Here is a 26,199-nt window from a genome sequence, read left to right as displayed (position 1 = left end):
ACCTCAACCTAGGTTGAGGTCAACACCGCACAGAACAGTTGCTCGGACTCCGTGTCAGAACGCACCCTGCAGGGTGACCATGAAGTTACGCGGTTCGCCGTAGAAGTTGCCCCAGGAAACGGCCCCCACGCTCTGGTAGTACTTCTTGTCGAACAGGTTGTTGCCGTTGAGCGCGACGGTCCAGTGGTCGTCGATGCGATAGCCCAGGCGGCCATTCCAGATGGCGTAGTCCGACTGCACCGAGGTGACGCTCCCACTGCGCACGGAGACGTCGCTCTGGGCCGTCACACCCGCGCCCAGGTTCCAGCGATCCAGTTCTCCGGCCAGTTGGTAATCCGCCCAGGCGCGGAACAGGTGGCGCGGGAAATAGGTGGTGGTGAAGGTCGGTTCCTGCGGGTTCTCCTCAGCGCTGTTGAGGTACTTGGTCTGGGTATAGGTGTAGCCGGCCAGCAGTTGCAGCCGGTCGATGACCTCGCCACTGACTTCCGCCTCGAAGCCCTGCGCCCGGACCTTGCCGACGTCGGTGTAGCAGTAGCCGTCGGAGGAACCGAGGCAGGTGGTGTCATAGTTGGCTTCCGCGCGATGTTCCTCGACCGTGCGGAAGAGGTTGAAAGCCGTGTTGACGCGGCCTTCCAGCAACTCACCCTTGATGCCAAGTTCGTAGCTGGCCCCGGTCTTGGGTTGCAGCGGACTGCCTGACTCGTCGGTGTAGGTGCTCTGCGGCTGGAAGATGTCCGCGTAGCTGGTGTAGACGGACCACTGGTCGTTGAGGTCGTAGATCAGCGCCGCAAACGGCGTGACCTGGCCGTTTTCCTGGCTGCGGTCGTGCTGCCAGTAGTCCCAGGCCTGGGTGTAGGAATCGCGGCTGTTGCGATACCAGCTGACACGGGAGCCAAGGACGAAGGTCATCGGCTCGGCGAGCTTCAGGCGCAGGGTGGCGTAGGTGCCGAACTGCCTCGTGTCCGACTCGGTGGGAATCGGGCCGCCACGGTAGGAGTTGGGGGCATAGAAATCATCCGCCGGCTCGGGAATGTGCGAGTTGGGGTGAAACGGGTCCTGGGTAGCGCCCAGCAGGCTCGACATGTTGATCAATGCCCAGCGGTCGTGGGTCTTGGCGCGGCTGGCGTTGGCGCCGACTGTCAGTTCATGCTGCAGGCCGAAGGCATCGAATTTGCCATCCAGGTAGGCATCGAAGCCATAGTCGGTCTGGTCGTAGTCGAACAGCCCGGAATACACCGAGGATGGCGCCGAGGTGGTGCCCGGCGTCACGCCGCCGGAGGTCTCGGACAGCGCGTATTTCATGTTCTGGTCGTTATGGGTCCAGACGCCGGCGAACTTGAAGGCCCAGTCCCCGTTCAACTGGTGGGACAGATCGGCGAACAGCGTGGTGCGCTCGCTCTCCCAGTTGTTCCAGGAGGCGCCCAGGCAGGTCGAGCGGCTGAGCTTCAGGTCCTTGCCATTGCTGTAGCGCGGCAGGCCGTGCCAGCAGGGCGTCGCGTCGAGCTTTTCGTAGGCGACGCCCAGGCCCAGCGTCGTGTCGGGGCTGACGTCGTAATCCAGCGCACCATAGAGAATCTGGTCGTTGCGCTTGCCGACATCGTAGAAATACTGGCGATCCTGCAACGCCACCACGGTGCGGCCACGCAAGGTGCCGGACTCGTTGAGCGGCCCGCCCACGTCGACCTGACCCCGGTAGTTGTCCCAGCTGCCGGCCGACAGCGACAACTTGGTCTCCGGCACGGCCTGGCCACGCTTGCGGACGAAGTTCACTCCACCGGTGGAGCTTCCCGAACCCTTCATCATGCCCGCCGCGCCCTTGAGCACTTCAACGCGATCATAAAAGGCCATGTCGCCGGAAAAGCTGTTGGCCTGCACGTACTCGCCACCGACATCCAGCGGCACGCCGTCGTACTGGTACTGCCCCTGCATCATGAAGCCGCGGGAATAGAAATACTTGCCGCCCATGGGCGACTCATACACGGCGATGCCCGGCGTCTTCTCCATCGCCTGCTCGATGGTGGTGATGTTCTGGTCATCCATGTAGCGGCGAGTCAGGACGGTGACCGACTGCGGCGTCTCACGCAGGCTGTGCGCGCCCTTGCCGATGGTCACCGCGCGGGCACTGTAGGAGTTGGTGCCCTCGCTGGTCGGGTCCAGCAGCTGGCTGGAGACGGTGGTGGCATCCATCTCCAGCACCGCGTCCGACGGCGCCGGCACCAGGCCGTAGCCACCGTTGTCCAGGCGCCGCACCGTCAGATTCGTCCCCGACAGGATGCGGGCGAAGCCGTCCTCGACGCCGTACTCTCCGTTCAACCCGCCACTGCGCTTGCCTTCGGTCAGGCCCGCATTCACCGAGATCGGGATGCCGGCGCGGCGCCCGAACTCGCCGAGCACCTGGTCCAGCGGGCCGGCGGGGATGGCGTACTGCTGGGTGCGGGTAGCGGTGGATTCGGCCTGCACCGGCATGGCCGGCAGCAGGGTGAGCGTGGAGCAGGACAGCAGGGCCAGGCCAAGCGACTGGCGCAGGGCGCGAGTGATGGGGTGAAGCGTCATGGGCAGAGGGTCCGTTTCTCGTTGTTGGCCCGCAGGTGCGAGCAGGGATTTCTCCCTAGGCCAAGCGAGAAACAAAAACCTGCCGACTTTTCGAGAATTATTTTCATTGGCGCGATCTGGCGGTCTTCGCCGCTTTAACGCGGGCCCACCGTCACCCAATAACGCGTGCGGCGCTGGATGCGCACCGGCAGGCTGTCCTGCAGCATCGCCAGCACCTGGTCGGTGTCGCCCAGCGGGTAGGAGCCGCTCAGGCGAATGCCCGCAACGGCGGGGTCGCAGCGCAGCAGGCCGGGGCGATAGCGATCCAGCTCGGCGAGAAAGTCCGCCAGGCGCATGCGCTCGGCCACCAGGTAGCCGTCGACCCAGGCGCCGTCGTTCACATCCAGCGCCTGCGGAGCGCTGACGCCGGCCGCGCCAATGCGGGCTTGCGAGCCAGCCTCGATCACCCTCGCCTCGCCACCGGCCAGGGAACTGGCGGCGACACGGCCCTGGGTCACCGCCAGCAGAGTGCCGCGCCCGTCGTTCTCGCGACGGACGCGAAAGCGCGTGCCCAGCGGTTGCAGCACGGCGTCGCCGCTGACGACCCGCAACGGCCGCCCGGCGCTGTCGCGGGCGTTGAGAATCTCGATCTCGCCGTAACGCAGGCGCAGCTCACGAACGCGGTCGGTGTAATGCAGATCGACCGCCGTGGCTGTGTTGAGCCACAGCTGCGTACCATCGGGCAGCGTGCGCTGCGTACGTTCGCCGGTTGCGGTGTGGTAATCCGCCATGGCGCCCTGCACCCAGGGCGTATCGCGCCCCTGCCAGGCCAGGCCACCGAGCAGGCCGAAGCCGACCAGCACCTTGAGCGCCTTGCGCCGGTCCATTTCGTCGTAGTGCCGGCGCCCGGCCAGTTGCCGCAGCAGCGGGTCAGCCAGCCGCCCGGCGTGGCGCTGCAGGCCCAGCGGGATGCTGCTCAGGCGCTGCCAGGCACGCTCGTGCTCGCTGTCGGCCTCACGCCAGAGCAGCAACTGGCGCTGCTCGGCCTCGCTCATGCAGCCCGACTGGGCCAGGGTGAACCAGGCAATCGCCTGGTCGCGGATGACATCGGAAATCGGCCGGGAATCGCCGTCGCGGGACATGGCGCTCATTCGAACCGGCACGCGTAGCAGGCGGTGAAGGCCTTGCTCATCGCCTTCTGCACCTGGTTGACGCTCAGCTCCAGGCGCAGGGCGATCTGCGGGTAGGTCAGGCCGTCCAGTTGCGACATCAGGAAGATTTCCCGCACTTGCGGCGCGAGGCCGTGCAGGAGTTCGTCGATTTCCACCAGCGCTTCGATCAGCAGCAGGCGCTCTTCCTCCGAAGGGGCTACCGCCTCAGGCCGCGCAGCCAGCGCTTCCAGATAGGCACGCTCGACCGCCTGGCGGCGCCAGCGGTTGATCAGCAGGCTGTTGGCGATGGTGGCGAGGTAGGCCAGCGGCTGGCGCAGGTCGGCGATGGCGCTGCGCGAACGCATCACGCGCACGAAGGTGTCCTGGGCCAGGTCCTCGGCATCGGCTTGCTCGCCCAGGCGGCGGCGCAGCCAGCCTTTCAGCCAGCCATGGTGGGCAATGTAAAGCCGCTCAACATCCCTTTCGAATGCCCGCTCGCTGTCCATGAACGTCCAGTTTTGTTAAACATGATAATCGTTCTCAACAATACTGGATTTGCCCTGCCCTGCGCAATTCGGGCTGAACGCCGAAGGGATGACCTCTGCGTGCAGAAGTTCATCCCCGTGTCCCCTTCAGGGCTTGATGGCGATCTTCAGCACGCCGTCGCGCTGGTGGGCGAACAGGTCGTAGGCCTCGACGATGTTGTCGAGCGCGTAGTGGTGCGTCACCAGCGAGCCGAAGTCGGCGCGGTTCGACTCGATGATGCTCATCAGCCGGCGCATGCGCTCCTTGCCGCCGGGACACAGCGCGGTGTTGATGCGGTGGTCGCCCAGGCCGGCGGCGAAGGCGGACAGCGGAATCTGCACGTCCTTGGAATAAACGCCCAGGCTCGACAGGGTCCCGCCCGGCTTGAGCACTTTCATCGCCTGTTCGAAGGTACTCGGCAGGCCCAGGCACTCGATGGATGAATCCGCGCCGCGGCCGCCGGTGAGCTTCATCACCTCTTCCACTACGTCGCACTGCGTGAAGTCCAGGGTGACGTCGGCGCCCATGTTGCGGGAGATATCCAGCCGGTGTGCGTTGCCATCCACCGCGATGATGGTCGAGGCCCCCAGCAGGCGTGCGCCAGCCGTCGCGCACAGGCCGATCGGCCCCTGGGCGAAGATGACCACGGTGTCACCGATGCGGATGTTGGCGTTCTCGGCCCCCTTGAAGCCGGTCGACATGATGTCGGGGCACATCAGTACCTGTTCGTCGGTGAGGCTGTCCGGGATCGGCGCGAGGTTGCCTTCGGCATCCGGCACCAGCACGTACTCGGCCTGGGTACCATCGATCAGGTTGCCGAAGCGCCAGCCGGCGGTGGCCTTGTAGCCGTGGCAGGCGCAGCGGCCGCTCTCGATCAGGTAGCTGCCGTCCTGCGAGGGCACGCCGTCCTGTGCGGCATAGGAGTTGAAGTTCGGGCAGATCGCCCCGGCGATGACCCGCTGGCCTTCGCGGTAGCCTTTGACGGCGCTGCCGAGCTTCTCGATGATGCCGACCGGTTCGTGGCCGACGGTCAGCCCCTTCGCCACCGGGTATTCACCCTTGAGGATGTGCACGTCGGTGCCGCAGATGGTGGTCGTGGTGATGCGGATAAGCGCGTCGTTGGGGCCGATTTCCGGGATGGGCTTGTCCGCCAGTTCGATTCGCCCGGGTTCCACGAAGATCGCCGCTTTCATCATTGCCATCGCTCTTTCTCCTTGCTCGGAATGCGCCATGGGTGCACATGGCCGGAGACGGCGCGGACCGCTGGATCGCGGCAACCGGCCGACCCGACCAGTGTGCTCGGCCGGGGCGAAGGCCGGTTGATGCATATCAAGCGCGGGGAAGCTCGCCCATCGGCCTGCCTGCCGCCAGGCGATTGGCCGCTGGCGACCCGATGGAGCATTGACCCGGATGGCCGGAAAACAAGTCGCGATCCGCCCGCCGGTCTACTCGCACTCCAGGCTGTAGCCGACGCCATACACCGAGCGGATCGGATCGACCGCCGGGGTGATGGCGGTCAGCTTGCGCCGCAGGTTCTTCACGTGGCTGTCCACGGTGCGGTCGGCGACCACCCGGTGGTCCTGGTAGATGTGGTTCATCAGTTGGTCGCGCGACAGCACCTGCCCCGGCCGCGCCGCCAGCGCGGCAAGCATGCGGAACTCCACCGGCGTGAGGTCCAGCGCGATGCCCTGGTAGCGCGCGTGAAAGGTGCGCGCATCCAGCTCCAGCCCGAAGCTCGACGCCTGGGTGCCGGTACGCCGCAGCACGGCCTTGACCCGCGCCACCAGCTCGCGTGGCGAGAAGGGTTTGCAGATGTAGTCGTCGGCGCCCAGTTCCAGGCCGAGCAGGCGGTCGATCTCGTCGACGCGGGCGGTCATCATGATGATCGGCAGGCGGCTGAAGCCACGCAGCTCGCGGCAGATATCCAGGCCGTCGCGGCCCGGCAGCATCAGGTCGAGCAGCATCAGGTCGTAGTGTTTCTGGCGAATCGCCGGGACCACTTCCAGGCCGTCGGCGATGTGCTCCACCTCGAAGCCCGCGGCGCGCAGGTAGTCGCCCACCAGCGCGGCCAGCTTGGGTTCGTCTTCCACCAGCAGGATCTGTCCTTGGCTCATGCTTCAGCTCCGGCGACCGGCAGTTCCAGTGTCAGCAGCAAACCGCCCAGCGCCGAGGCTCTGGCGCTCAGCTTGCCGCCATGCACCTCGGCGATGCCCCGGCAGATCGCCAGCCCGAGCCCGGTGCCGCCACTGGCGCGGTTGCGCGAACGCTCGGCACGGTAGAAGCGTTCGAACAGGCGCTCCAGCGAAGCGGCATCCACCCCCGGCGCGCTGTCCTCGCATTGCACCAGCACGCGCTCGCCGTCGCGCAGCGCACGCAGCACCGTCTGCCCGCCGCTGTCAGTGTAGCGGCGGCTGTTTTCCAGCAGGTTGTGCAGCAGCTGGCCCAGACGCGATTCGTCGCCGAGCACCCACAACGGCTGCTCCGGCAACTCCACGCGCAGGGTCAGGCCGCGCTCGGCGAAGCTCGCCTGGAAGGCCTCGGCCACCACCGGCAGCAGCACGCGCAGGTCGATGCGCTCGCGGCGGTAGGTCGGTCCGCCGACTTCGGCCAGGGACAGGTCGAACAGGTCGTCCACCAGCTTGGTCAGCGCGCCCACCTCGCCCTGCAGCGAGCGCAACGCAGTGGCGTCCAGCGGGCGAATGCCGTCCTCCATGGCCTCCAGTTCGGCGCGCATCACCGCCAGTGGCGTGCGCAGTTCGTGGGAGATGTCGGCCATGAAGTCACGGCGCATGCGCTCGTTGCCGGCCAGGGTCGTGGCCATGCGGTTGAAGTCGCCGGCCAGTTGCCCGGCTTCGTCCTGCGAGCGCACCGGCACCTGGATCGCATAGTCGCCGGCCGCCAACTCATGGGTGGCACGGGCCACCTCGCGGATCGGCCGCAACAGCGCGCGACTCAGCCACCAGGCGATCACCGCGGTGCCCAGCAGGCAGGCCAGGCCCACCAGCAGGCTGGAGCGCAGCTGGTTGAGCTGGAAGCGCCGGTCACCAACGCTGGTCACCGATTGCAGCGGTGCCAGGGCCATCCAGCCGACCACGTGCCCTTGATGGTTGATCGGTCGCAGCAGCATGTCGCCGGCGGCGGCGCGGTAGCCGATGATCGGCTTGCGCTGCTCGTCCAGCAGGGCGAAGCGGACGAAGGCACCGGTGAGGTCGGAGACGGTGAGCAGGCTGGGGTCGAAGGTCTTGTCGTCCTTGATGTCGTCCGGGCGCAGCAGTTCGAACCACTGGTCCTGGTCGCGGCGGATGAAGTCCCAGCTGCCGTTCTGCGCGTAGGCCTGCTCGATGCGCGGGACGATACGCTCCATGCGTTCCTCGGCCTGCTGGTTGAGGTAGCCGAGGAAACCGTACTTCAGGCTCAGGTAGGCGGCGAACACCATGCCCAGCACGGCGAAGGCGCACACCGCGAGCATAGCCAGGAAGAACTTGCTGGAAAGACTGACTTTCATGGCACCGCCGGGGCAATCGAAACTGCCGTCATTGAAGCGCGGCACCCCGCATGGGGCAAGGCGGCACGGGCAATCTCCCACTTTTCTGCACAATGGCTGCACATTTGCCGAGCAGCCTGGATCGTGAAAATCATTCCGGTCCGGAGCCCCACGGATGTCCTCCTTCTTCCCCTCGTTTCCCCCCCTGTCTCGTGCCCTGTTGCTGGGCACCGGCCTGTTCGTCCTCGGCGGTTGCCGCGATGAGAGCGCCGCCGCGCCCAGCCTGCCCGTGCAGGAAGTCGCGGTGTATCACGTCGCCAGTGCGCCCCAGGGCCTGAGCACTACCCTTCCCGGCCGCGCCAGCGCGCACCTGGTCGCCGAGATCCGCCCGCAGGTGGGCGGCATCCTGCTCAAGCGCCTGTTCGAGGAAGGCGCGACAGTGAAGGCCGGCCAGGCGCTCTACCAGATCGACCCACAGACCTACGAGGCCGCCCTCGCCCAGGCCGAGGCCAGCGTTACTTCGGCGCGCGCCACGCTCAAGGCGGCCGAGCTGAAAGCCAAGCGCGATGCGCAGCTGGTGAAGATCGACGCCATCAGCGCCGAGGACAACGAAAGCGCCCAGGCCTCGCTGCTCGAAGCCCGCGCCAGCCTGCAATCGGCGCAAGCCGCGCTGCGCACCGCGCGGATCAACCTCGGCTACACGAAGATCAATGCGCCCATCGCCGGTCGCACGTCCACCTCGTCGGTCACCGCCGGTGCGCTGGTCACCGCCGAGCAGACCACCGCGCTGACCACCGTGCAGCAGCTCGACCCGATCTACGTCGACTTCACCCAGCCCAGCACCACCCTGCTGCGCCTCAAGCGCGAGCTGGCCGAAGGCAAGCTCACCCGCGCCGAGGAGAAAGACGCCGCGCGCATCAGCCTGCAGCTGGAGGACGGCAGCACCTATGCCCACGACGGCACCCTCACCTTCAACGGCGTGAGCGTGGATGAGAGCACCGGCAGCGTGACCCTGCGCGCCCTGGTGCCCAACCCCGACGGCCTGCTGCTGCCGGGCATGTACATCAAGGCGACGCTGCAGGAAGGCGTGCAACAGGACGCCATCCTCGTACCGCAGCAAGGCGTCAGCCGCGACGAGCGCGGCGGCGCCACCGCGCTGGTGGTGGTGGACGGCAAGGTCGAGCAGCGCGAGCTGACCCTGGACCGCGCCGTGGGCAATCGCTGGTGGGTGAGCAAGGGCCTGGAGGATGGCGACCAACTGATCGTCCAGGGGCTGCAGAAGGTCCGCGTCGGCCAGCCGGTGCAGGCCATCGACTGGAAGAGCGGCAACGCCGGCGACACCAGCCTGACCGCCCGCAACGACAGCACCGACTGAGGCCCACGCCATGGCACGCTTCTTCATTGACCGGCCGATCTTCGCCTGGGTCATCGCCATCCTGGTGATGCTCGGCGGCATCCTTGCCATCTACCAGCTGCCGCTGGCGCAGTATCCCAACATCGCGCCGCCGCAGATCAGCCTCAACGCCACCTACACCGGCGCCTCGGCCAAGACCATGGAAGACTCGGTGACCCAGGTCATCGAGCAGCAGATGACCGGGCTCAACGGCCTGACCTACATGTCATCCAGCAGCAGCTCGGCGGGCAGCGCCAGCATCACCCTGACCTTCGAGGCCGGTACCGACGTCAACACCGCGCAGATGCTGGTGCAGACCAAGCTGGAGCAGGCCAAGGCGCGCCTGCCGGAAACCGTGCAGCAACAGGGCATCGAGATCCGCAACTCGGCCAGCGACTTCCTGATCATCGTCTCGCTGGTCTCGGACAATCCCGAGGTCAGCGCCACCGACATCAGCGACTTCATCTCCAGCACGCTCTACGACCAGATCAGCCGGGTCAACGGCGTGGGTGAGGTCACCACCCTGGGCTCCAGCTACGCCATGCGCATCTGGCTCGACCCGGACAAGCTCAAGCAATACTCGCTGATGCCCTCGGACGTCAGCAGCGCACTCACCGCGCAGAACGTCGACACCTCCGCCGGCCAGCTCGGTGCCCTGCCCGCCCGCCCCGGCCAGCAACTCAACGCCACCCTCAGCGCGCGCAGCAAGTTGCAGACCGCCGCGCAGTTCCGCGACCTGGTGCTCAAGTACTCCAGCAATGGCGCGGTGGTGACTCTGGCCGACGTGGCCCGCGTGGAACTGGGCAGCGAAAGCTACGACGTGGTCGCCGAACACAACGGCCGGCCCTCCGGCGGACTGGCCGTGAGCCTGGCCACCGGCGCCAATGCGCTGGACGTGTCCGAAGCCGTGCAGGCCAAGCTCGCCGAGCTGGAAAAATTCTTCCCCAGCAAGCTGCAACTGCGCAGCGAGGTCGCTTACAACACCGCACCCTTCGTGAAGATTTCCATCGAGGAAGTGGTCAAGACGCTGTTCGAAGCCATCGCCCTCGTCGTGCTCATCATGTACCTGTTCCTGCAGAACATCCGCGCCACCCTGATCCCGGCCATTGCCGTGCCGGTGGTGCTGCTGGGCACCTTCGGCGTGCTCGCGCTGATGGGCTACTCGATCAACACCCTGACCATGTTCGGCATGGTCCTGGCCATCGGCTTGCTGGTGGACGACGCCATCGTGGTGGTGGAGAACGTCGAGCGGATCATCGCCGAGCAGGGCCTGTCGCCCCGCGAAGCGACACGCGAGTCCATGGGCGAGATCAGCGGTGCGCTGATCGGCATCGCCGTGGTGCTCTCGGCGGTGTTCGTGCCGATGGCGTTCTTCGGCGGCTCCACCGGCGTGATCTACCGGCAGTTCTCGGTGACCATGGTCGCCGCCATGGCGCTCTCGGTGCTGGTCGCGATGACCCTCACCCCGGCGCTGTGCGCCACCCTGCTCAAGCCGAACGCGAAGCACGGCGAACCACGCCGTGGCTTCTTCGGCTGGTTCAACCGCACCTTCGAGCGCGGCTCGCGTGACTACCAGCGCGGCGTTGGCGCCGTGCTGGCGCGCCCGCTGCGCGCGCTGCTGATCTATGCGCTGGTGCTGGGCGGCGTGGGTGTGATGTTCCACAAGCTGCCCACCGCGTTCCTCCCCGACGAGGACCAGGGCATGCTCATGATGATGATGACCTTGCCGGTGGGCGGCACCGACGAGCGCCTGCAGGACGTCACCCGCGAGGTGCAGCAGTACATGCTGCAGCAGCCGGAAGTCGCGTCGGTGCTCACCGTGCGTGGCCTGGGCAACGGCGGCAACGCGCAGAACTCCGGGCGCGGCTTCATCAAGCTCAAGGACTGGAGCGAGCGCCAGGGCGACGAACACACCGCCGCTGCCGTGGCCCGCCGCGCCAACATGGCGCTGTCGAAGATCCTCGACGCCAACGTCTTCGTCATCTCGCCGCCGGCGATCCAGGGCCTGGGCGAAAGCTCCGGCTTCGACATCCAGCTGCAGGACCTCGCCGGCCTCGGTCACGCCGAGCTGCTCAAGGCCCGAGATACCTTCCTGCAACTGGCGGCCAAGGACCCGCGCCTGGCCAACGTGCGCGCCCAAGGCCTGGAGGACACCCCGCAGCTCAACGTCGACATAGACGACCGCAAGGCCGGCGCCATGGGCGTGGCCTCCAGTGACATCAACGACACCCTCAGCGCAGCCATGGGCGGCAGCTACGTCAACGACTTCCTCGACGCCGGCCGGGTGAAGAAGGTCTACCTCCAGGGCGATGCCGACAAGCGCATGCAGGCCGAGGACATCGGCGACTGGTACGTGCGCAATTCCAGCAGCGCCATGGTGCCGCTGTCGGCCTTCACCAGCACCCGCTGGAGCACCGCCTCGCCGCTGCTGGAGCGCTACAACGGCTTCGGCTCCTACGAGCTGGTGGGCGAACCGGCGGCCGGCGTCAGCTCCGGCGACGCCATGGCGGCGGTGGAGCAGATAATGACCCAGCTGCCCGAAGGCATCGGCTACGCCTGGACCGGCCAGTCCTACCAGGAACGCCTCGCCGGCAACCAGGCGCCGCTGCTCTACGCCATCTCCATCCTCTTTGTGTTCCTCTGCCTGGCAGCGCTGTACGAGAGCTGGTCGGTGCCCTTCGCAGTGATGCTGGTGGTGCCGCTGGGCATCCTCGGCGCGCTCCTGCTGACCGGTGTTCGCGGGCTGTCCAACGATGTCTACTTCCAGGTCGGCCTGCTGACCACGGTGGGCCTGGCGGCGAAGAACGCCATCCTCATCGTCGAGTTCGCCAAGGAGAACCACGAGCGTGGCCAGGACCTGCTGGCGGCCACACTGGAGGCCGTCCGGGTGCGCCTGCGCCCGGTACTGATGACCTCCCTGGCCTTCATCCTCGGCGTGCTGCCGCTGGCGCTTTCCAGCGGTGCCGGCGCTGGCGGGCGCCAGGCCATCGGCACCGGTGTGCTTGGAGGGATGCTCGCCGCGACCCTGCTCGGCCTGTTCTTCATCCCCCTGTTCTATGTGCTGGTGCAGCGCCTGGCCTCGCGCCGCAAAGCCACCCGCGACGTCACCGCTGCAGGAGAAGCCTGATGCGTCTTTCCCCGATTCCCCTGGTCCTGGCGATGTTGCTCGGCGGCTGCGTGAACCTCGCGCCCGACTATCAACGCCCGGACGCCCCGGTGGCCAGCCAGTGGTCCACCGCTACCCCGACCGGCCAGGCCAGCGCCGATATCGCCTGGCGCGAGCTGTTCGTCGATGCCCGCCTGCGCGACACCGTCGCCCGCGCCCTGGCCAACAACCGCGACCTGCGCGTGGCGGCGCTGAACGTCGAGTACCAGCAGGCGCAGTACCGCATCCAGCGTTCGGCGCTGTTCCCGGCGGTCTCCGCCACCGCCGACGGCACCCGCCAGCGCTCGGTCTCCGATGGCAGCAACGCGGTCAGCAGCCAGTACAGCGTCGGCCTCGGCGTGAGCAGCTACGAGCTGGACCTGTTCGGTCGCCTGGGCAACCTGAAGGACGCCGCGCTGGAGGACTACCTGTCCCTGGAGCAAACCCGGCGCAGCACGCAGATCAGCCTGGTGGCCGAAGTCGCCAGCGCCTGGATGACCCTGGCCGCCGACCAGCAACTGCTGACCCTGGCGAAAGAAACCTACGCCAGCCAGCAGAAGACGTACGAGCTGACGCAAAAGAGCCATGGCCTGGGCGGCCAGTCCGGGCTGAGCCTGGCGCAGTCGCTGAGCACCGTGGAGTCGGCCCGCGCCGACGTGGCCAACTACGCAAGCCAGGTCGAGCAGGACCGCAACGCACTGGAGCTGCTGGTGGGCGAACGCCTGGACGACAGTCTGCTGCCGGGCGATGCGAAACTCGACGCCGCGCTGCTGGTCAATGTTCCCGCCGGCCTGCCCTCGACATTGCTGCAACGCCGCCCCGACGTACTGGCCGCCGAGCACACGCTCAAGGCCGCCAACGCCGACATCGGCGCCGCGCGTGCGGCGTTCTTCCCCAGCGTGACCCTGACCGCCAGCGGCGGCAGTGCCAGCAGCGAGCTGTCCGGGCTATTCAAGTCCGGCAGCCGCGCCTGGAGCTTCGCCCCGTCGATCAACCTGCCGATCTTCAACGCCGGCAGTAACCGCGCCAGCCTCGACGCGGCAAAGATCACCCGCGACATCGACGTGGCCAAGTACGAGAAGACCCTGCAGACCGCCTTCAGCGAAGTCGCCGACGCCCTCTCGGTACGCGGCCACATCAGCGAACGCCTCGACGCCCAGCGCAGCCTGACCCAGGCCACCAGGAAGAGCTACGACCTGTCGCTGGCGCTGTACAAGCAGGGCTCGCAGAGCTTCCTCGAGGTGCTCGATGCGCAACGCTCGCTGTACTCGGCACAGCAGACGCAGATCACTCTGGAGCTGTCCGAGCAGGTCAACCGGGTGACCCTGTACAAGACCCTCGGTGGCGGCTGGCAGGGCTGAATGCCGGGCGGATGAATCGGTCGGCGCCTGCGGAGGTTACAATGGCGCCAACACCGATTTCCCGGAGCCCGCTGCAGATGTTCACCCTCGCCATCCTCGACACCTCTCCTCCCGAATCCCTGAAGAGCCAGGTGCTGCAGATGGTGGTGGACTATTTCAGCGACATCAGTCCGGTGCCGCTGACACCGAGCAACCCGCTGTTCCAGCTGTACCAGTACGTGATCGGCTTCGAGGTACACCTGTACCTGCAGGCCATGGACGGTTCCCCGGAAAGTCCCGCACGCCTGATCCTCGCCCTCGACGACGAAGACCCGTCGCAGGTGCTCGGCTTCGCCCTCTACCTGCCGAGCCAGGACGACGCCGAGGCCTGCACCCTGGCCTACCTCGCCGTCCAGGCCAGCCACCGCCGCCGGGGCATGGCCCGCGCCATGCTGCAGAAGATGACAGCACACCGCCCCCACGCCGAACTGGCCTGCGCGGCGGGCAAGGTGCCGGTCTTCGAGGCGATGGGCTTCCAGGTCCTCGCCGCCCAGGGGCCGCATGTGCTGATGAACACCCGCGACCACCGCTCCGACGGCATGGTCGCCGTGCAGGACCTGGCGCCGATCTACCAGTCCAAGGAAGTGCGGCAGATCCACACCTACCTGGTAAAGCAGAACGGCAGCAAGGCCATGCGCGAGGCCGAGAAGAAACGCGACCGCCTGCTCGACCAGATGACCTGGCAGGCGCAGGAACTGGTGAAGGCGCGCTTCCCCACCCTCCACTGAGTGCCTTCTGCTGCCCGTCTGGCCGCCCCTCGACAGACCGGCACTCCATCTGTTGCACCCATGGCGCAGTCCAGCTGCCGCCTTCATCAAGGAACGACGAATAACATGGATGAAACTTTCCAGGGGAGCTGCCTGTGCGGCTCGGTCAGGTATGCAGCGACCACAGCACCCAAGGCTGTCAGCCATTGCCATTGCAGCCAATGCCGAAAAAGCCACGGAGCGGCCTTTGCCAGCTACGGCAGCGTGCCGCGCGGGGATCTTCGAATTCTGGCTGGTGCGGGGGGCATCCGATCCTATTCGTCGTCGGTCGGTGTGCTGCGTCAGTTCTGTTCCAACTGTGGTTCTTCGCTGTTCTGGTCAACGAGCCAAGGGGAGTTTTCCGATTGGATTTCCATAGCCCTTGGCACGCTGGACAGCGCCTTCGAACCGGCCAGACAGAAGCATGTCCATGTCAGTAACCGAGCTTCATGGCTGCGGTTTCAAGAGTCCTGATCTGACAATACATATCCGGTTCAGCAGGCAGCTAACGGCCAGAAGCGGTCGTTCGACGTAATGTCCCGAATCGTCGACAATCGTGGTCAGAACGATTCTCTGCGGCTGGATGGCAGTTTCGTTGGCCAGCTAGCGGATCGTTACCGCGGACCCGCGAACACGTCAGCCTCTTATGTGATGGCTCTTATGAGTATCTACCGCCGACACGATATAAATCCTGAGTGGGAACCCAACCCATGGGACATGGAAGGGACGGCTGTCGACGCACAGGAACTAGGCTTTCACGAGCGCGCGATGAAACCAATCCCTTGGACGCGCGCTCCATGGAGCGATTTCCCTCCGTCAGGCATCTTTGGTCATGATCGCGACTGGTTCGTCTCGAATGACATCGCTTTTTACGCGACCTTCGACGGCGAAGAGCTGATTCTGATCCAAAACACCTGGCATGGTTTCCCAGACCCTCCAGAATGGGGGCTGGCCTCGCGACAGGCGGATCAGGTCGGCGCTCCATGGTCACAGTGGGGCCATTTCCCCGATCTGCCACATTCGTGGGTGATGCCGGAGTCGGTGTAGCTCTCGCTGAACGGCCCGCTATGGGCCCCGTTCTTGGCCGCTCCGGCAGATTCCTCTATGGGTCGAATACTGCCAGTAGCAACGAACCGCAGTCGGCCAGCCACGCCCCCTCAAGGGGCGCCGAGGAACCAGCGGTAATAGGGGTTGTCGCCATCATCCAGCGCCACCTGCCGGGCGTCCCGCGCCCAGCTCTGGCGGTCGCCGCGGTAGGCGCTCAGGCTCAGGTCGTAGAAGCGCCGCAGCCGCAACCAGTTGTCGTTGACCGAGGCCTGGACCGAAGGCAGGGCGTTCTCCAGCGGGGGCGCCGTGCGCAGGGCCAGCAGGGTTGGCAGCACGCGGGCGATCTCCTTCGGGCGTACCCAGGGCGCGTACTCGATGCGCGGGTGATCGTCGGTCACTGGCAGCGCATCGCTGGCGTAACGTTCCAGTCCGGCGCGGTCGGTGACCCAGGTGGCCAGCAGGGCTTCGACCGAGTCGACCCCGACCTCCCCCAGCGCGGCGGCGACTTCCGGCTGCTCGAAGCGCTGGCGGATGTTCGTCACGTCCAGGTGCAGCGGCTGCAGCGAGCCCACCAGCAACATCTCGTGGAACTCGGTGGTCCACAGCGTGGCGTAAGGGAATACGTCGATGAAGCTGCGCACCAGCGAGCGGCTTTCCTCGTCGTTCTGCGTCGGCAGCGGCAGCCACTGGGCGACCACACCGCCCTCCTCCAGGCGCGAGGCGGCCAGTTGGTAGAAGTCGCGGGAATACAGGTTGACCACCCCTGCGGCCGAAGGCGGCGGCGGCTCCAGGGTGATCATGTCGTAGCGCTCGGCGCTGCGCAGCAGCTCGCGGCGGCCATCACGCAGGCGGATGTCCAGGCGCGGGTCGTGGAGGGCGTCGAAATTGCCCTTGAAGCTCGGCGCGGCGGCCAGCACTTCCGGCAGCAGCTCGGCCACCACCGGATGTTGCAGGTCGCGGTAGCGCAGCATGGCGCCGGCGGTGATACCGGTGCCGAAGCCGATCACCAGCGCCGAGCGCGGCTCGCCGTTATGGATCAGCAGGGGCAGCAGTGCCTGCAAGCGCATGTAGCGCAGCGATGGCATGGCATCGCCGGTGTTGGAGACGCCCTGGATGTAGAGGCGGTGGAAGCGATTGTCTCCCCTGCCCTGCTCGATGACTGCCACGGTGCCGCCGCGACCCTCGGCATAGAACCCGATCCGCCCGTTTCGCGCGCCCGGCATCAGCTCGGCCAGGTGCTGCGGCGGCGTCAGGGCGCCGATTGCCACGGCCAGCAGCGCCGCGGCGGCGACGCCAAGGCGCAGCTGCCTGCTCACCCCCTCGCCACACCAGACGGCCAGCAGGCCGATGACGGCAGCCAGCGTCCCGAGCACTGCCAGCGTTCGAACCAGCCCCAGCCCAGGGACGAGGACGAAGCCCGTCAGCATGACCCCGACGATGCCGCCCAAGGTGTTGAGCGCGACCACCACGCCGACATCGCGGCCAACATGGTTTCGATCCACCGAGAGCCGCAGCGCGATGGGGAACGCCGCACCCAGCAGGGTCGTCGGCAGGAACACCACGCACAGCGCCGCCACCGCGAAGCGCGCGCACATGCCCGCCAGCTCGCTGCCGCCAGCTTGCATCACCAGCCATTCGACGCGGGTCTGCAGGCCGATCAGCCAGGTACCGAGACCGGCTATCTGCGCAATGGCCAGCAGCCCCGCCGCAGCGATGAGCAGGCCGAACAGGCCCCAGGGATCGCGGATGCGGTCGGCGCGCCGGGCATACAGGGCGCTGCCCAGTACCAGGCCGCAGAGGTAGGTGGCCAGGACCACCGCGAAAGCGAAGGTGCGGGTGCTCATGAACTGAACGATGGATTGCGTCCAGACCACCTCGTACCCCAGCGCAACCCCACCGGCAACGCAGTAAAGCGCTATGGCCAGGCGTGCCGCGCGGCTGCGTGGGGCGCTCGCCGGCGCGTCCTGCGCCGTGACCCGGGCCCTCTGCTGGCGGATCAGCAACGCCCCGGCGGCGGCGAAGAGATTGAATACAGCCGCCGCGCAGGCGCTGCCCAACACGCCCAGCCAGGGCAGCAACACGAACGCGGCCAGCAGCGTGCCGGCAATGGCACCCGCCGTATTGGCCGCATAGAGGCCTCCGCCGGCGCGGCCCATCTGCCCTTCGACGGGCTCCAGCGCGCGCACCAGCACCGGCAAAGTACCGCCCATGAAGAAGGCCGGCACACCGACCAATACGAACGGAAGCGCCCAGGCCAGGGGACCGAACGCCTCTTCGAGAAATGCAAAGGCGCTGGCGGCATTGGCCAGCGCGACGGTGGCGGCGACGCCCAGCAGCGCCACCAGGAATTCCAGACCGGCGTACAGTCGCAGCGGCCGCTCCTGGCGATCCGCCAAGCGGCCGAACGCCAACCCGCCCAGGGCCAGCCCGGCGAAGAAGGCACTGATTGCGGTGGTGACGGCATACACCTCCACCCCCACCACCAGGGACAACTGCTTGACCCACAACACCTGGAACACCAGCGCCGCTCCGCCCGAGGCGAACAGCAGCAATGCCGGCACCCAGGCCGCGAGCCCAGGTTTCGATTGGAGCTGCGTCGGGGTGGCGCGACGGGTGTTCATCGGGGACGAGCTGACCGCTGAAGGCATCGAATCAACCTTGTCTGACAGAAAAGCCCCCGCGATAGCCAGGCTATCGCGGGGGATGGGTCGGGCGCCCCGATTCGGGCGCCCCGGTTGTCGCTCACTACTTGGCGCCCTGCTTCATCTTCGCTTCGATCTTCGCGTCAACTTCCTTGCGCACCGACTCGATGCTGAAGCTGGCCGGTTTCTGGCTCGGCGGGTACTCGACGAAGGTCTGCAGGAAGGCGGCCGCCTTGCGTTCGCCCTGGAACAGCAGGTAGTCGTTCTTCGCCAGCCAGTCGTAGTACTGGTCGGAGACCGTGTCTGCGCGCTCGTACGGGTCCATCCGCAGGTTGAACAGCTTGGGCACCCGCAGGCAGGTGAAGGGCTCGCTCCAGACCTTGAAGCCGCCCGGCGCGCGCTGCTCGCAGAACACCAGTTTCCAGTCGCCGAAGCGCATGCCCACCAGGTCGCCGTCATCGCTGAAGTAGTAGAACTCGTTACGGGCGCTCTTATCGGCCTTGCCAGTCAGGTAATCCAGCTGATTGAAGCCGTCCAGGTGCACCTTGAAGTTCTTGCCGCCGACATCCGCGCCCTTGAGCAGACGTTCCTTGATGTCGGTATCGCCCACTGCGGCGAGCAAGGTCGGGAACCAGTCCAGCCCCGAGAACATCTGGGTGGAGACGGTGCCCGGCTTGATGTGGTTCGGCCAGCGGATCATCGCCGGAACACGGTAGGCGCCCTCCCAGTTGGAGTTCTTCTCGTTGCGGAATGGCGTGGTGGCCGCATCCGGCCAGGACCACTGGTTCGGCCCGTTGTCGGTGGTGTAGACGACGATGGTGTTGTCAGCGATCTTCAGATCATCCACCGCCTTGAGCAGCTTGCCGACATCGCCGTCGTGCTCGAGCATGCCGTCGGCGTACTCGTTGCCCGGCATACCGCTCTGCCCCTGCATGGCCTCGCGCACGTGGGTGAAGGCGTGCATGCGTGTGGTGTTCATCCAGACGAAGAACGGCTTGTTCGCCTTCACCTGTTTGTCCATGAAGTTGATCGCAGCCTGGGTGGTGTCGTCGTCGATGGTCTCCATGCGCTTCTTGTTCAGCGGGCCGGTGTCCTCGATCTTGCCGTCGGCAGTCGCCTTCAGCACACCACGGGGCGAGGCGGCCTTGGTGAAGGCCTCGTCGTCCTTGGGCCAGTACGGACGCTCTGGCTCCTCCTCGGCGTTGAGGTGGTACAGGTTGCCGAAGAACTCGTCGAAGCCGTGCTTGGTCGGCAGGTATTCGTCGCGGTCGCCCAGGTGGTTCTTGCCGAACTGGCCGGTGGCGTAGCCGTGGGCCTTGAGCGCCTGGGCGATGGTGACATCGCGGTCCTGCAGGCCGACCGGCACGCCGGGCATGCCGACCTTGGACAGGCCGGTACGCAGCGCCGCCTGGCCGGTGATGAAAGTGGAGCGGCCGGCAGTGCAGCTGTTCTCCGCGTAGTAGTCGGTGAACATCATGCCTTCCTTGGCGATGCGGTCGATGTTCGGCGTCTGGTAGCCGACCACGCCGAAGGCGTAGGCGCTGATGTTGGTCTGGCCGATATCGTCGCCGAATATCACCAGGATGTTCGGCTTGTCCGCCGCACTGGCGATCGAGCACCCCATTATCGCCGTCGCCGCGAGGGCGAACCGCGATATCCATCTTCCCGTGCGCTTCATTGGTGTTTCTCCCTTCCAGTTACTCATCGTTTGCCACGACTGCGTCACTGGAGATGCCGACTACCTGGCTGGAAATCCCCGTGTCCCTGCGGTTTGCCTGTTGGCTTGCTATTGGTCGAACGGATAGATCCGCTTCCACTCCTTTGCCATGTCCACTACTACCCAGTCCTTGTTCTTTGCCATGTCGAGCGCCTTGTCCAGGCGCCCGACCTTGCTCTGCCGGTCGTAGGCCCACTCGCGTGTTTCATCGGTGTGATGCACCAGGCCGGCAAAGCGCAGCCCTTTGCCCGCGGTCGTCCACTGCAGCATCTGCAGGTCGCCGTCGGAGTTGCCGAAGGCCAGGATCGGCCGACGGCCAATGATGCTGTCGATGCTCTCCGGCTTGCCGGGGCCGTCGTCGTTGTGCACCAGCTTGGGCAGGCGCTGGATCGACAGCTGACCGTCGCGGTCCTCGAAGCGGCTGCCCAGGGTGGTGCCGATCACCTGTTCGGGCGGGATGCCGTAGACCTCCTCGGCGAAGGCGCGCATGAACGCCACTTCGCCGCCGGAAACGATGTAGGTCCTGAAACCGTTGGCGCGCAGATAATCCAGCAACTCCAGCATCGGCTGGAACACCATCTCGGTGTAGGGCTTGTGGCTGCGCGGATGGCGGGCGCTGGCCAGCCAGCTGCGGGCGTTGGCGATGAACTCGTCGGTGCTGACGCCCGCATGGGTGGCGGCGACTATCTCCAGGATGCCCTGCATGCCGCTGTCGGCCAGGGCCTTGTGGTCGCCTTCGAGCACCGCCTTGAACGGCTGCTTCTCCTTCCACTCAGGGTGCTGCGGCGCCTGCCGTTTCACTTCGTCCAGGGCGAAGAGCACCTGGAAGTACATCGGCTGCTCGCTCCACAGGGTGCCATCGTTGTCGAACACGGCGATGCGCTCGGCCGGCGGCACGAAGTCCTTGCCGCCCTGCTGGGTCACCGCCTCGACGAAGGCGACAATGGCCTGCCGCGAGGGGCCGTCGTTCCATGAGGGCAATGCGTCTGCCGCGCGGACCAGGAACGGCATGCCCAGGAGCAGCAGGAGCAGCAGGAGCAGCCAGCGGGCCATCGGTGGAGCGAGTTTCAAATGCATGTCACATCCCTGGATCACGGATTCAAGGGTTTGAGAGCGTGGGCCGGCAAGTCCGTCGGCTTGCCCTGGCCCAGTTCCCGGCGGATATCCGGCAAAGCCTGGATCAGTGGTTGCGGCCCCGCGCCGGGCTGCGCGCCCGGACGCCCGTAGCGGGCCCTTAGGAACGCTAGCAAAGGATTGACGGCTTTGATGGTGCGATTGGGAATTGCAGCACTCATTTCACGACAACCGTTCGTCCGACGAAGCCAGAGATAAAGCGCCCCCACCTGCGGCGGCTCGCCCTCGAGTTGCTGACGGACCTGTCGCCAGGCGTAGGCTGGCGAGTCCCGCCATGCCTGGCGACGACGTTCCATAGCGCCCCGGGCAGCGGCGCGCAGCGTCCCACCCCAGGCATGCACGGCATAACCAAGGGCCGCCAGCAGCGCCAGCCCAGCGGCCAGCGCCAGCCAGTGACTGGCGATGCGCACCTGCGCCCGGCGGCCCAGTTCCCGCAGATCGTCACTGATCGAGAATGGCGCCTGGTAGACAGCCGCACCGCTGGCCGACAACTTCAATGCGGGAAGCGAGACCGATTGCTCCTCGCCACTGTCCGCCGCCCACCAGTGCAACTCGATGGCCGGCAGCTGGAAGTCTCCCGGCCGGCTGACCACATAGGTCGCCGCGTCCATGCGCTCGCCACCCAGCACATCGCCACGGCCGTCGCTGAGGGGCTGCACGGTTGGCGATTGCAGGTAGCGACGCAGACCTTCCGGTTCGGCGAAATCCGCTGCGGGAATCAGCATGGCCTGGGCGCCCTCGGCGCGGACGTGCACCTTGCGCGTCACGCTGTCGCCGACCCGTAGCGGCTCATGGGACTTCGTGAGTTCCTGGCTGATGGTCACCCGGCTCGCCACCAGGCGCTGCGCCGGTTCGCTCCCTGCGCCGGCGGGTTGGCGTGCCGTGAAGTGCAGCGCTTCGCTGTGCACCTGGATCGCACCACTGCCCTGTCCCGGCTGCACCTGGATCTCCAGCGGCGGGATGTCGAAACGGCGGGCCGACTGCGGAGTGATCTGGTAACGGAAGCGCAGGCCGAAGAAGGTCTTGCCATCGATCTTCTCAGTGAGATGCGTGGCCTCGCTGGCCGGTTCGGAGACCAGAGCGCCGGCCAGTTTCAGCGGCGGCAATTGCGGTGGCTGGCTGAACCAAGTGTCCACCAGCAGATCAACCTGAAGGCTGAGCGTGCCGCCGACCATCACCGAATCCCCCGGTAACAATTGGGTGCGGACCCTCACCTCGGGCTCGGCGGCCAGCCCGAGCAGCGGCAGGCACAAGAGCAGAGCGGCGAGCACGTGCTTCATGATCCCGCCCCTTTCGCCGCGTCCTGCAGCAGGAACTTGCGCCGCAGGAACTGCGCCGGCGACGTGCTCAGGTTGTTCAGCCATTGCTCGTCCGACTCGGCAGCACCTTTCTTGAGCACCACGTTCTTGCCCTTGTCGGCCATATTGTCGAAGACTTCCTGATCGGGCTTCTCGCCCGGCGGGCCGGCCTCCTGCTGGTCCTCGCGGTCCTTCTCCAGCGCCTGGGCCAGCGCCAGGTTGGCCGCGGCCTGGGGGAAGTCGGCCTGGCGCTTCAGCGCCTGGCGATAGGCGCCGATGGCCTGGTCGAACTTCAACAGGCGCACGTAGGTATTGCCCAGATAGAAGTAGGCCTGCGCCGTATCCAGCCGGGCGAAGCTGGCCAGGGCCAGCGGGTAGTCCGCCGCGTGGTAGGCAGCCACCCCCTTCCAGAACGGATCGCGGAAGTGCGCTGCCGCCTGCGGATAGTGCCCGTGCTCGAACGCCCAGCGTCCCTGCTGATCCGCGGTGAAGAAGGCATCGGCAAGCACTCCGGCACGCGCCGGCTGTGGCACACCGCTCAGGCTGGCGGCGAGCAACAGCGCGCTCAGCCAGTGCACCGTCCAGCCTTTGCGCACGCTCAGCAGCACCAGCACCAGCAGGGGCCAGCAGAGCCAGTAGCCAGCATCCTTCCAGTGCAGTTGTCGCTCATCGCCCTGGGCGGCCTGGAAGTGTTGCTGGGCGTGCAGCTCGATCCAGTCCAGGTCATCGTCGTTGAGGGTCAGGCTGCCCAGCGGCGCATCGGCGGCGTCTGCCAGGCCCTTCAAGCCTTCTTCATCGAAGGTGGCGAGCAGGGGTCGCCCCTCGGAGTCCTGCTGCCCACCGGCGAGCAGGCCGCCGTCCTGGCTGCCGACGGCCAGCACCAGCACCTGCAGGTCCTTGCCGCGCAGTGCTTTGTCGATGGCGTCGAACTGCCCCTTGTCGGCTCCGTCGGTGAGCAGGACGAGCGTGCCCGGCGAATGCTCGGCGGCCAACAGCTGCACGGCTTTCTCGATGGCACCCAGCGCATCCTTGCCTTCGCTCTGGATCAGGCCGGGCGAAAGCGCCTGCAGGAAGCTGTCGAGCAGCGCTGCGTCCTGGGTTGCGGGCAGCACCAGGTGCGCGCTGCCGGCGTAGGCGATCAGTGCCGTGGGACTGCCCGGCCGGCGGGCGATGAGGTCGTGCAACTTGTGCTTGGCCGCCTCGATGCGTGAAGGCGGGACATCATTGGCGGCCATCGAGGGCGACAGGTCCAGCGCCAGGATCAGCGGCGCGCGGTTCTCCATGAAGGCCGGGCGATCCTGCTCCCAGGTCGGACCGGAAGCGGCCACGCCGCCAACCACCAGCAGCGCACCCAGCAGCTGCACCGGTCGCACGCGGTGCTGGTCGACCGGCGTGATCACCAGGTGCTGCAGCAGGTGGGGCGCGATGATCCCGTCGAGGCGACGCGCCAGGTCGTGGCGGCGACTCCAGAGCAGCGGCAGGAGGATGCCCGGCAGCAGAAGCAACAGCCATACCGGGCGGAGGAAATGGAAGGCGCTGAGATCGATATCCATCAGCCCTCCGTTTCCTGGCCGACCTGCGCCGCACGCGGAACGGCCAGCCGCCCGGCAATGGCCGCCAGCACATGCGCCACCAGCAGCAACAGCAAGGCAGCGCCCAGCGGCAGCCAGAACAGGTCGCGCTTGGGTTGGTGGCTGAGGGTTTTCACCTGGTGCGGGGTGATCTGGTCCAGCGTCGCGTAGACTTCCTGCAACGCCTCGCGGTCACCCGCGCGGAAGAACCGTCCGCCGGTGGTATGGGCGATATCGCGCAGGGTCTGCAGGTCCACCTTCGACTCGCCGCTGGCCTCGGGGTCGCCGATGCCGATGGTGTGCACCACCACACCGCGCTCATGGGCCATGGCCGCGGCGTGGCTCGGCGTGATGGCACTGCCGGTGTCGTTGCCGTCGGTGAGCAGGATCAGCACCTTCTGCTGCTCCGGCGCCTTTTCCAGCAGCTTCAGGGTCAGCCCGATGGCATCGCCCAGGGCGGTGTTGGGCCCGGCCATGCCGATGCCCACTTCGTCCAGCAGCATCAGCAGGCTGGCGTGGTCCTGGGTCGGCGGCGATTGCGCGAAGGCGCCGGTGCCGAAGACGATCAAGCCGATGCGGTCATCCTTGCGCTGGCCGATGAAGTCGCGCACCACGCCCTTGACGATACTCAGACGATCCACGCGATTGCCTGCGGCATCCCGGTAGTCGCTGGTTTCCATGGATTGCGAGATGTCGATGGCCAGCATCAGGTCGCGGATCGGCTGCACGCGCTGGATGGGCTTCTCCACCAGCACCGGGCGCGCACAGGCGAGCAGCACCAGTGCCCAGACCAGCAGGTTGAGCGGCAACTGCCAGCGCCCGCCAGCGGTGCCGCCACGGCTCGGCTCCTGGCCCGCCGCGTGGCTCATGGCGGCGAAGAACGGCACCCGCAGGGCGCTGCGCGACTCGCGGTAGGCTGGCAGATAGCGCCAGGCGAGCCAGGGCAGCGGCAACAGGAGCAGCAGCCAGGGGTACTCAAGCTGCCACATGGTGCACCTCGACCCATTGCCGGCAGGCCGCCAGCAGGGCTTGCGCCTCCTGCTCGTCCATATTCGCAACCCTGGCGTCAGGTGCATACGCCAGCAGCGTCAGTTGCCGCTGCAGACCGGCCGGCAGTGCCGCCGGGCTGCGTGCCTGCAGAAAGGCCTGCCAGTCAGCACCGCCCAGGGGCGCCGAAGCCGCACCATCGGGCATCGACAGCGCGACACGTTTGACCAGAGTCGGCAACTGGCGCAGCGCGGCCAATCGCTGGGAAGGCTCTCTGATGGCCGCACCGAGTTCATCGAGCAAGGCCAGCGCCTCGCGCCGGTAGCGATCTCGCTGCCATTTCCGGTAGCGCCAGAAGCCCCATGTCGCCAGGAGCAGCAGCAACACGCTGGCGAGCCAGACCCAGGCCCAGGTCTGCGGCCAGTAGCTGACCAGCGGAGCCGGCGGCGCCAGCTCCTGGAGTTGATCGATGCTGGGAATGCTCATCGCGCCAGGCGCCCGAGTTCACCGCGCAGCTGCTCCAGGCTGTCACGCCCGCTGCTGAACATCATCAGCGGTACCTGGCTGCGGCGCAGCAGTGTCGCCACGTCCTTCAGTCTCCCGGAAAGGAACTCCCCCAGTGGCCGGTGGACCTGGCGCCGGCCCACTTCCAGCTCGACCTGCAACTCCCCCTGAGTAACAGTCACCCGGCCCTTGTCCGGCACTTTCAGGGCAATGGGGTCGAAGACCTGCAGGGCCAGCACATCGTTGTGCGCGCTCAGCTGCTGCAGCAGTTGCAGTGTCTGCGCGGTGACGCCGGCAAAGTCGCTGACGATCACCACCAGGCTGTCGTGTCCGGCCACGCCCAGGCACTGGCGCAGTACCCGGTCCAGCTGACCCGGCGAGTCCTCGCCGCTGTGCGTGGCGTGCAGCGCGTGGTTGTAGCGGACGATGGCCGCGCACAGGGCCTCCACCCTCGCCCGGCTGCGCAGGGGGCGGATGTACTCGATGTTGCAGTCGCCGAACACCAGGCCGCCGACCCGGTCACCGGCCTGCAGCGCCATCCAGCCACCCAGCGCTGCAAGCTCGGCGGCGAGCACCGACTTGAAGCTGCGTTTCGAGCCGAAGTACATGCTCATGCGCTGGTCCACCAGCAGCAGGGTCGGCCGGTCGCGTTCCTCGGTGTAGCTACGCACGAAGGGCTTGCCGTAGCGCAGCGAGGCGCGCCAGTCCAGGTGGCGCAGGTCGTCGCCAGGGTTGTACTGGCGCAGCTCGTCGAAGCTCAGGCCGCGCCCGCGCAGGCGCGCGGCATGGCTGCCGGAGAGCACGCTGGAAAGCGGTTGTCGCGACACAAAGCTCAGGCCGCGCACTCGGTGCTCCAGCAGCATCAGCTGTGGCAGCGACGCATAGACAAAACCCTCGGCAACCGGCTGCGACTCGGCCATGGA

The 26,199-nt window shown here is 66.8% G+C and carries 20 protein-coding genes; 6 read left to right on the top strand and 14 right to left on the bottom strand.

Annotation, left to right across the window (positions count from 1 at the left end; all coding sequences use genetic code 11):
• Nucleotides 1-54: 54 nt before the first annotated feature.
• From IB256_RS29750 to IB256_RS29725, 6 genes are all read right to left on the bottom strand, one after another.
• Nucleotides 55-2,553 (bottom strand): TonB-dependent siderophore receptor, encoded by a 2,499-nt coding sequence (locus IB256_RS29750; RefSeq protein WP_192404938.1) that lies wholly within the window; start codon nucleotides 2,551-2,553, stop codon nucleotides 55-57.
• Between the two features lie 134 nt (nucleotides 2,554-2,687).
• Nucleotides 2,688-3,683, bottom strand: a complete 996-nt coding sequence (locus tag IB256_RS29745; RefSeq protein WP_192404937.1) for a FecR domain-containing protein — start codon at nucleotides 3,681-3,683, stop codon at nucleotides 2,688-2,690.
• On the bottom strand, nucleotides 3,680-4,189 hold the full coding sequence (locus IB256_RS29740) for a sigma-70 family RNA polymerase sigma factor (RefSeq protein ID WP_081518433.1): 510 nt from the start codon (nucleotides 4,187-4,189) through the stop codon (nucleotides 3,680-3,682). Before IB256_RS29740 ends, IB256_RS29745 begins: the two co-directional genes overlap by 4 nt.
• 126 nt (nucleotides 4,190-4,315) lie before the next feature.
• Nucleotides 4,316-5,410: an NAD(P)-dependent alcohol dehydrogenase gene (locus IB256_RS29735; protein ID WP_081518434.1), complete on the bottom strand. Its 1,095-nt coding sequence runs from the start codon at nucleotides 5,408-5,410 to the stop codon at nucleotides 4,316-4,318.
• A gap of 243 nt (nucleotides 5,411-5,653) precedes the next feature.
• A complete protein-coding gene (locus IB256_RS29730) occupies nucleotides 5,654-6,322 on the bottom strand; it encodes a response regulator (protein WP_192404936.1) in 669 nt (222 codons plus the stop codon).
• Nucleotides 6,319-7,713, bottom strand: coding sequence for an ATP-binding protein (locus tag IB256_RS29725; RefSeq protein WP_192295288.1), 1,395 nt, complete (start codon nucleotides 7,711-7,713; stop codon nucleotides 6,319-6,321). Before IB256_RS29725 ends, IB256_RS29730 begins: the two co-directional genes overlap by 4 nt.
• 154 nt (nucleotides 7,714-7,867) lie before the next feature.
• Here IB256_RS29725 and IB256_RS29720 point away from each other — a divergent pair, with 154 nt between their 5' ends.
• The 6 genes from IB256_RS29720 to IB256_RS29695 all read left to right on the top strand — a co-directional run bounded on the left by IB256_RS29720 (nucleotide 7,868) and on the right by IB256_RS29695 (nucleotide 15,423).
• Entirely contained in the window at nucleotides 7,868-9,067 is a 1,200-nt protein-coding gene (locus IB256_RS29720) for an efflux RND transporter periplasmic adaptor subunit (RefSeq protein ID WP_192404935.1), read from the top strand.
• Between the two features lie 10 nt (nucleotides 9,068-9,077).
• Nucleotides 9,078-12,212 carry an efflux RND transporter permease subunit gene (locus IB256_RS29715; protein ID WP_192295286.1) on the top strand — a complete coding sequence of 1,045 codons (3,135 nt, stop codon included), beginning with the start codon at nucleotides 9,078-9,080 and terminating at the stop codon, nucleotides 12,210-12,212.
• A complete protein-coding gene (locus tag IB256_RS29710) occupies nucleotides 12,212-13,591 on the top strand; it encodes an efflux transporter outer membrane subunit (protein ID WP_192295285.1) in 1,380 nt (459 codons plus the stop codon). Before IB256_RS29715 ends, IB256_RS29710 begins: the two co-directional genes overlap by 1 nt.
• Nucleotides 13,592-13,668: 77 nt before the next feature.
• The gene (locus tag IB256_RS29705) at nucleotides 13,669-14,358 is read left to right on the top strand and encodes a GNAT family N-acetyltransferase (protein WP_192295284.1); all 690 of its coding nucleotides are present in this window, start codon (nucleotides 13,669-13,671) and stop codon (nucleotides 14,356-14,358) included.
• A gap of 105 nt (nucleotides 14,359-14,463) precedes the next feature.
• On the top strand, nucleotides 14,464-14,850 hold the full coding sequence (locus tag IB256_RS29700; protein WP_192295283.1) for a GFA family protein: 387 nt from the start codon (nucleotides 14,464-14,466) through the stop codon (nucleotides 14,848-14,850).
• Between the two features lie 60 nt (nucleotides 14,851-14,910).
• Complete coding sequence (locus tag IB256_RS29695) at nucleotides 14,911-15,423, top strand: hypothetical protein (RefSeq protein ID WP_192404934.1); 513 nt, start codon at nucleotides 14,911-14,913, stop codon at nucleotides 15,421-15,423.
• A gap of 110 nt (nucleotides 15,424-15,533) precedes the next feature.
• Here IB256_RS29695 and IB256_RS29690 read toward each other — a convergent pair whose 3' ends face one another.
• From IB256_RS29690 to IB256_RS29655, 8 genes are all read right to left on the bottom strand, one after another.
• Nucleotides 15,534-18,071: a fused MFS/spermidine synthase gene (locus IB256_RS29690; RefSeq protein ID WP_192404933.1), complete on the bottom strand. Its 2,538-nt coding sequence runs from the start codon at nucleotides 18,069-18,071 to the stop codon at nucleotides 15,534-15,536.
• 97 nt (nucleotides 18,072-18,168) lie between these two features.
• Nucleotides 18,169-19,743 (bottom strand): arylsulfatase, encoded by a 1,575-nt coding sequence (locus IB256_RS29685; protein ID WP_192294856.1) that lies wholly within the window; start codon nucleotides 19,741-19,743, stop codon nucleotides 18,169-18,171.
• 108 nt (nucleotides 19,744-19,851) lie between these two features.
• On the bottom strand, nucleotides 19,852-20,859 hold the full coding sequence (locus IB256_RS29680) for an HAD family hydrolase (RefSeq protein WP_192404932.1): 1,008 nt from the start codon (nucleotides 20,857-20,859) through the stop codon (nucleotides 19,852-19,854).
• A gap of 14 nt (nucleotides 20,860-20,873) precedes the next feature.
• Nucleotides 20,874-22,196, bottom strand: a complete 1,323-nt coding sequence (locus IB256_RS29675; RefSeq protein ID WP_192404931.1) for a BatD family protein — start codon at nucleotides 22,194-22,196, stop codon at nucleotides 20,874-20,876.
• Complete coding sequence (locus tag IB256_RS29670) at nucleotides 22,193-23,767, bottom strand: vWA domain-containing protein (protein ID WP_192404930.1); 1,575 nt, start codon at nucleotides 23,765-23,767, stop codon at nucleotides 22,193-22,195. Before IB256_RS29670 ends, IB256_RS29675 begins: the two co-directional genes overlap by 4 nt.
• Nucleotides 23,767-24,774, bottom strand: a complete 1,008-nt coding sequence (locus IB256_RS29665; RefSeq protein ID WP_081518450.1) for a VWA domain-containing protein — start codon at nucleotides 24,772-24,774, stop codon at nucleotides 23,767-23,769. Before IB256_RS29665 ends, IB256_RS29670 begins: the two co-directional genes overlap by 1 nt.
• Nucleotides 24,761-25,258, bottom strand: coding sequence for a DUF4381 domain-containing protein (locus tag IB256_RS29660; RefSeq protein ID WP_192404929.1), 498 nt, complete (start codon nucleotides 25,256-25,258; stop codon nucleotides 24,761-24,763). The genes IB256_RS29665 and IB256_RS29660 overlap by 14 nt, the downstream gene beginning before the upstream one ends.
• The gene (locus IB256_RS29655) at nucleotides 25,255-26,196 is read right to left on the bottom strand and encodes a DUF58 domain-containing protein (protein ID WP_192404928.1); all 942 of its coding nucleotides are present in this window, start codon (nucleotides 26,194-26,196) and stop codon (nucleotides 25,255-25,257) included. Before IB256_RS29655 ends, IB256_RS29660 begins: the two co-directional genes overlap by 4 nt.
• Between the last annotated feature and the right edge of the window lie 3 nt (nucleotides 26,197-26,199).

The organism is Pseudomonas sp. PDM17 (genome assembly GCF_014851985.1).
In the GTDB taxonomy this organism is placed as follows: domain Bacteria; phylum Pseudomonadota; class Gammaproteobacteria; order Pseudomonadales; family Pseudomonadaceae; genus Pseudomonas.
Note: the sequence above shows the minus strand (reverse complement) of the source record. Positions and strands in the feature narration are given on the sequence as shown.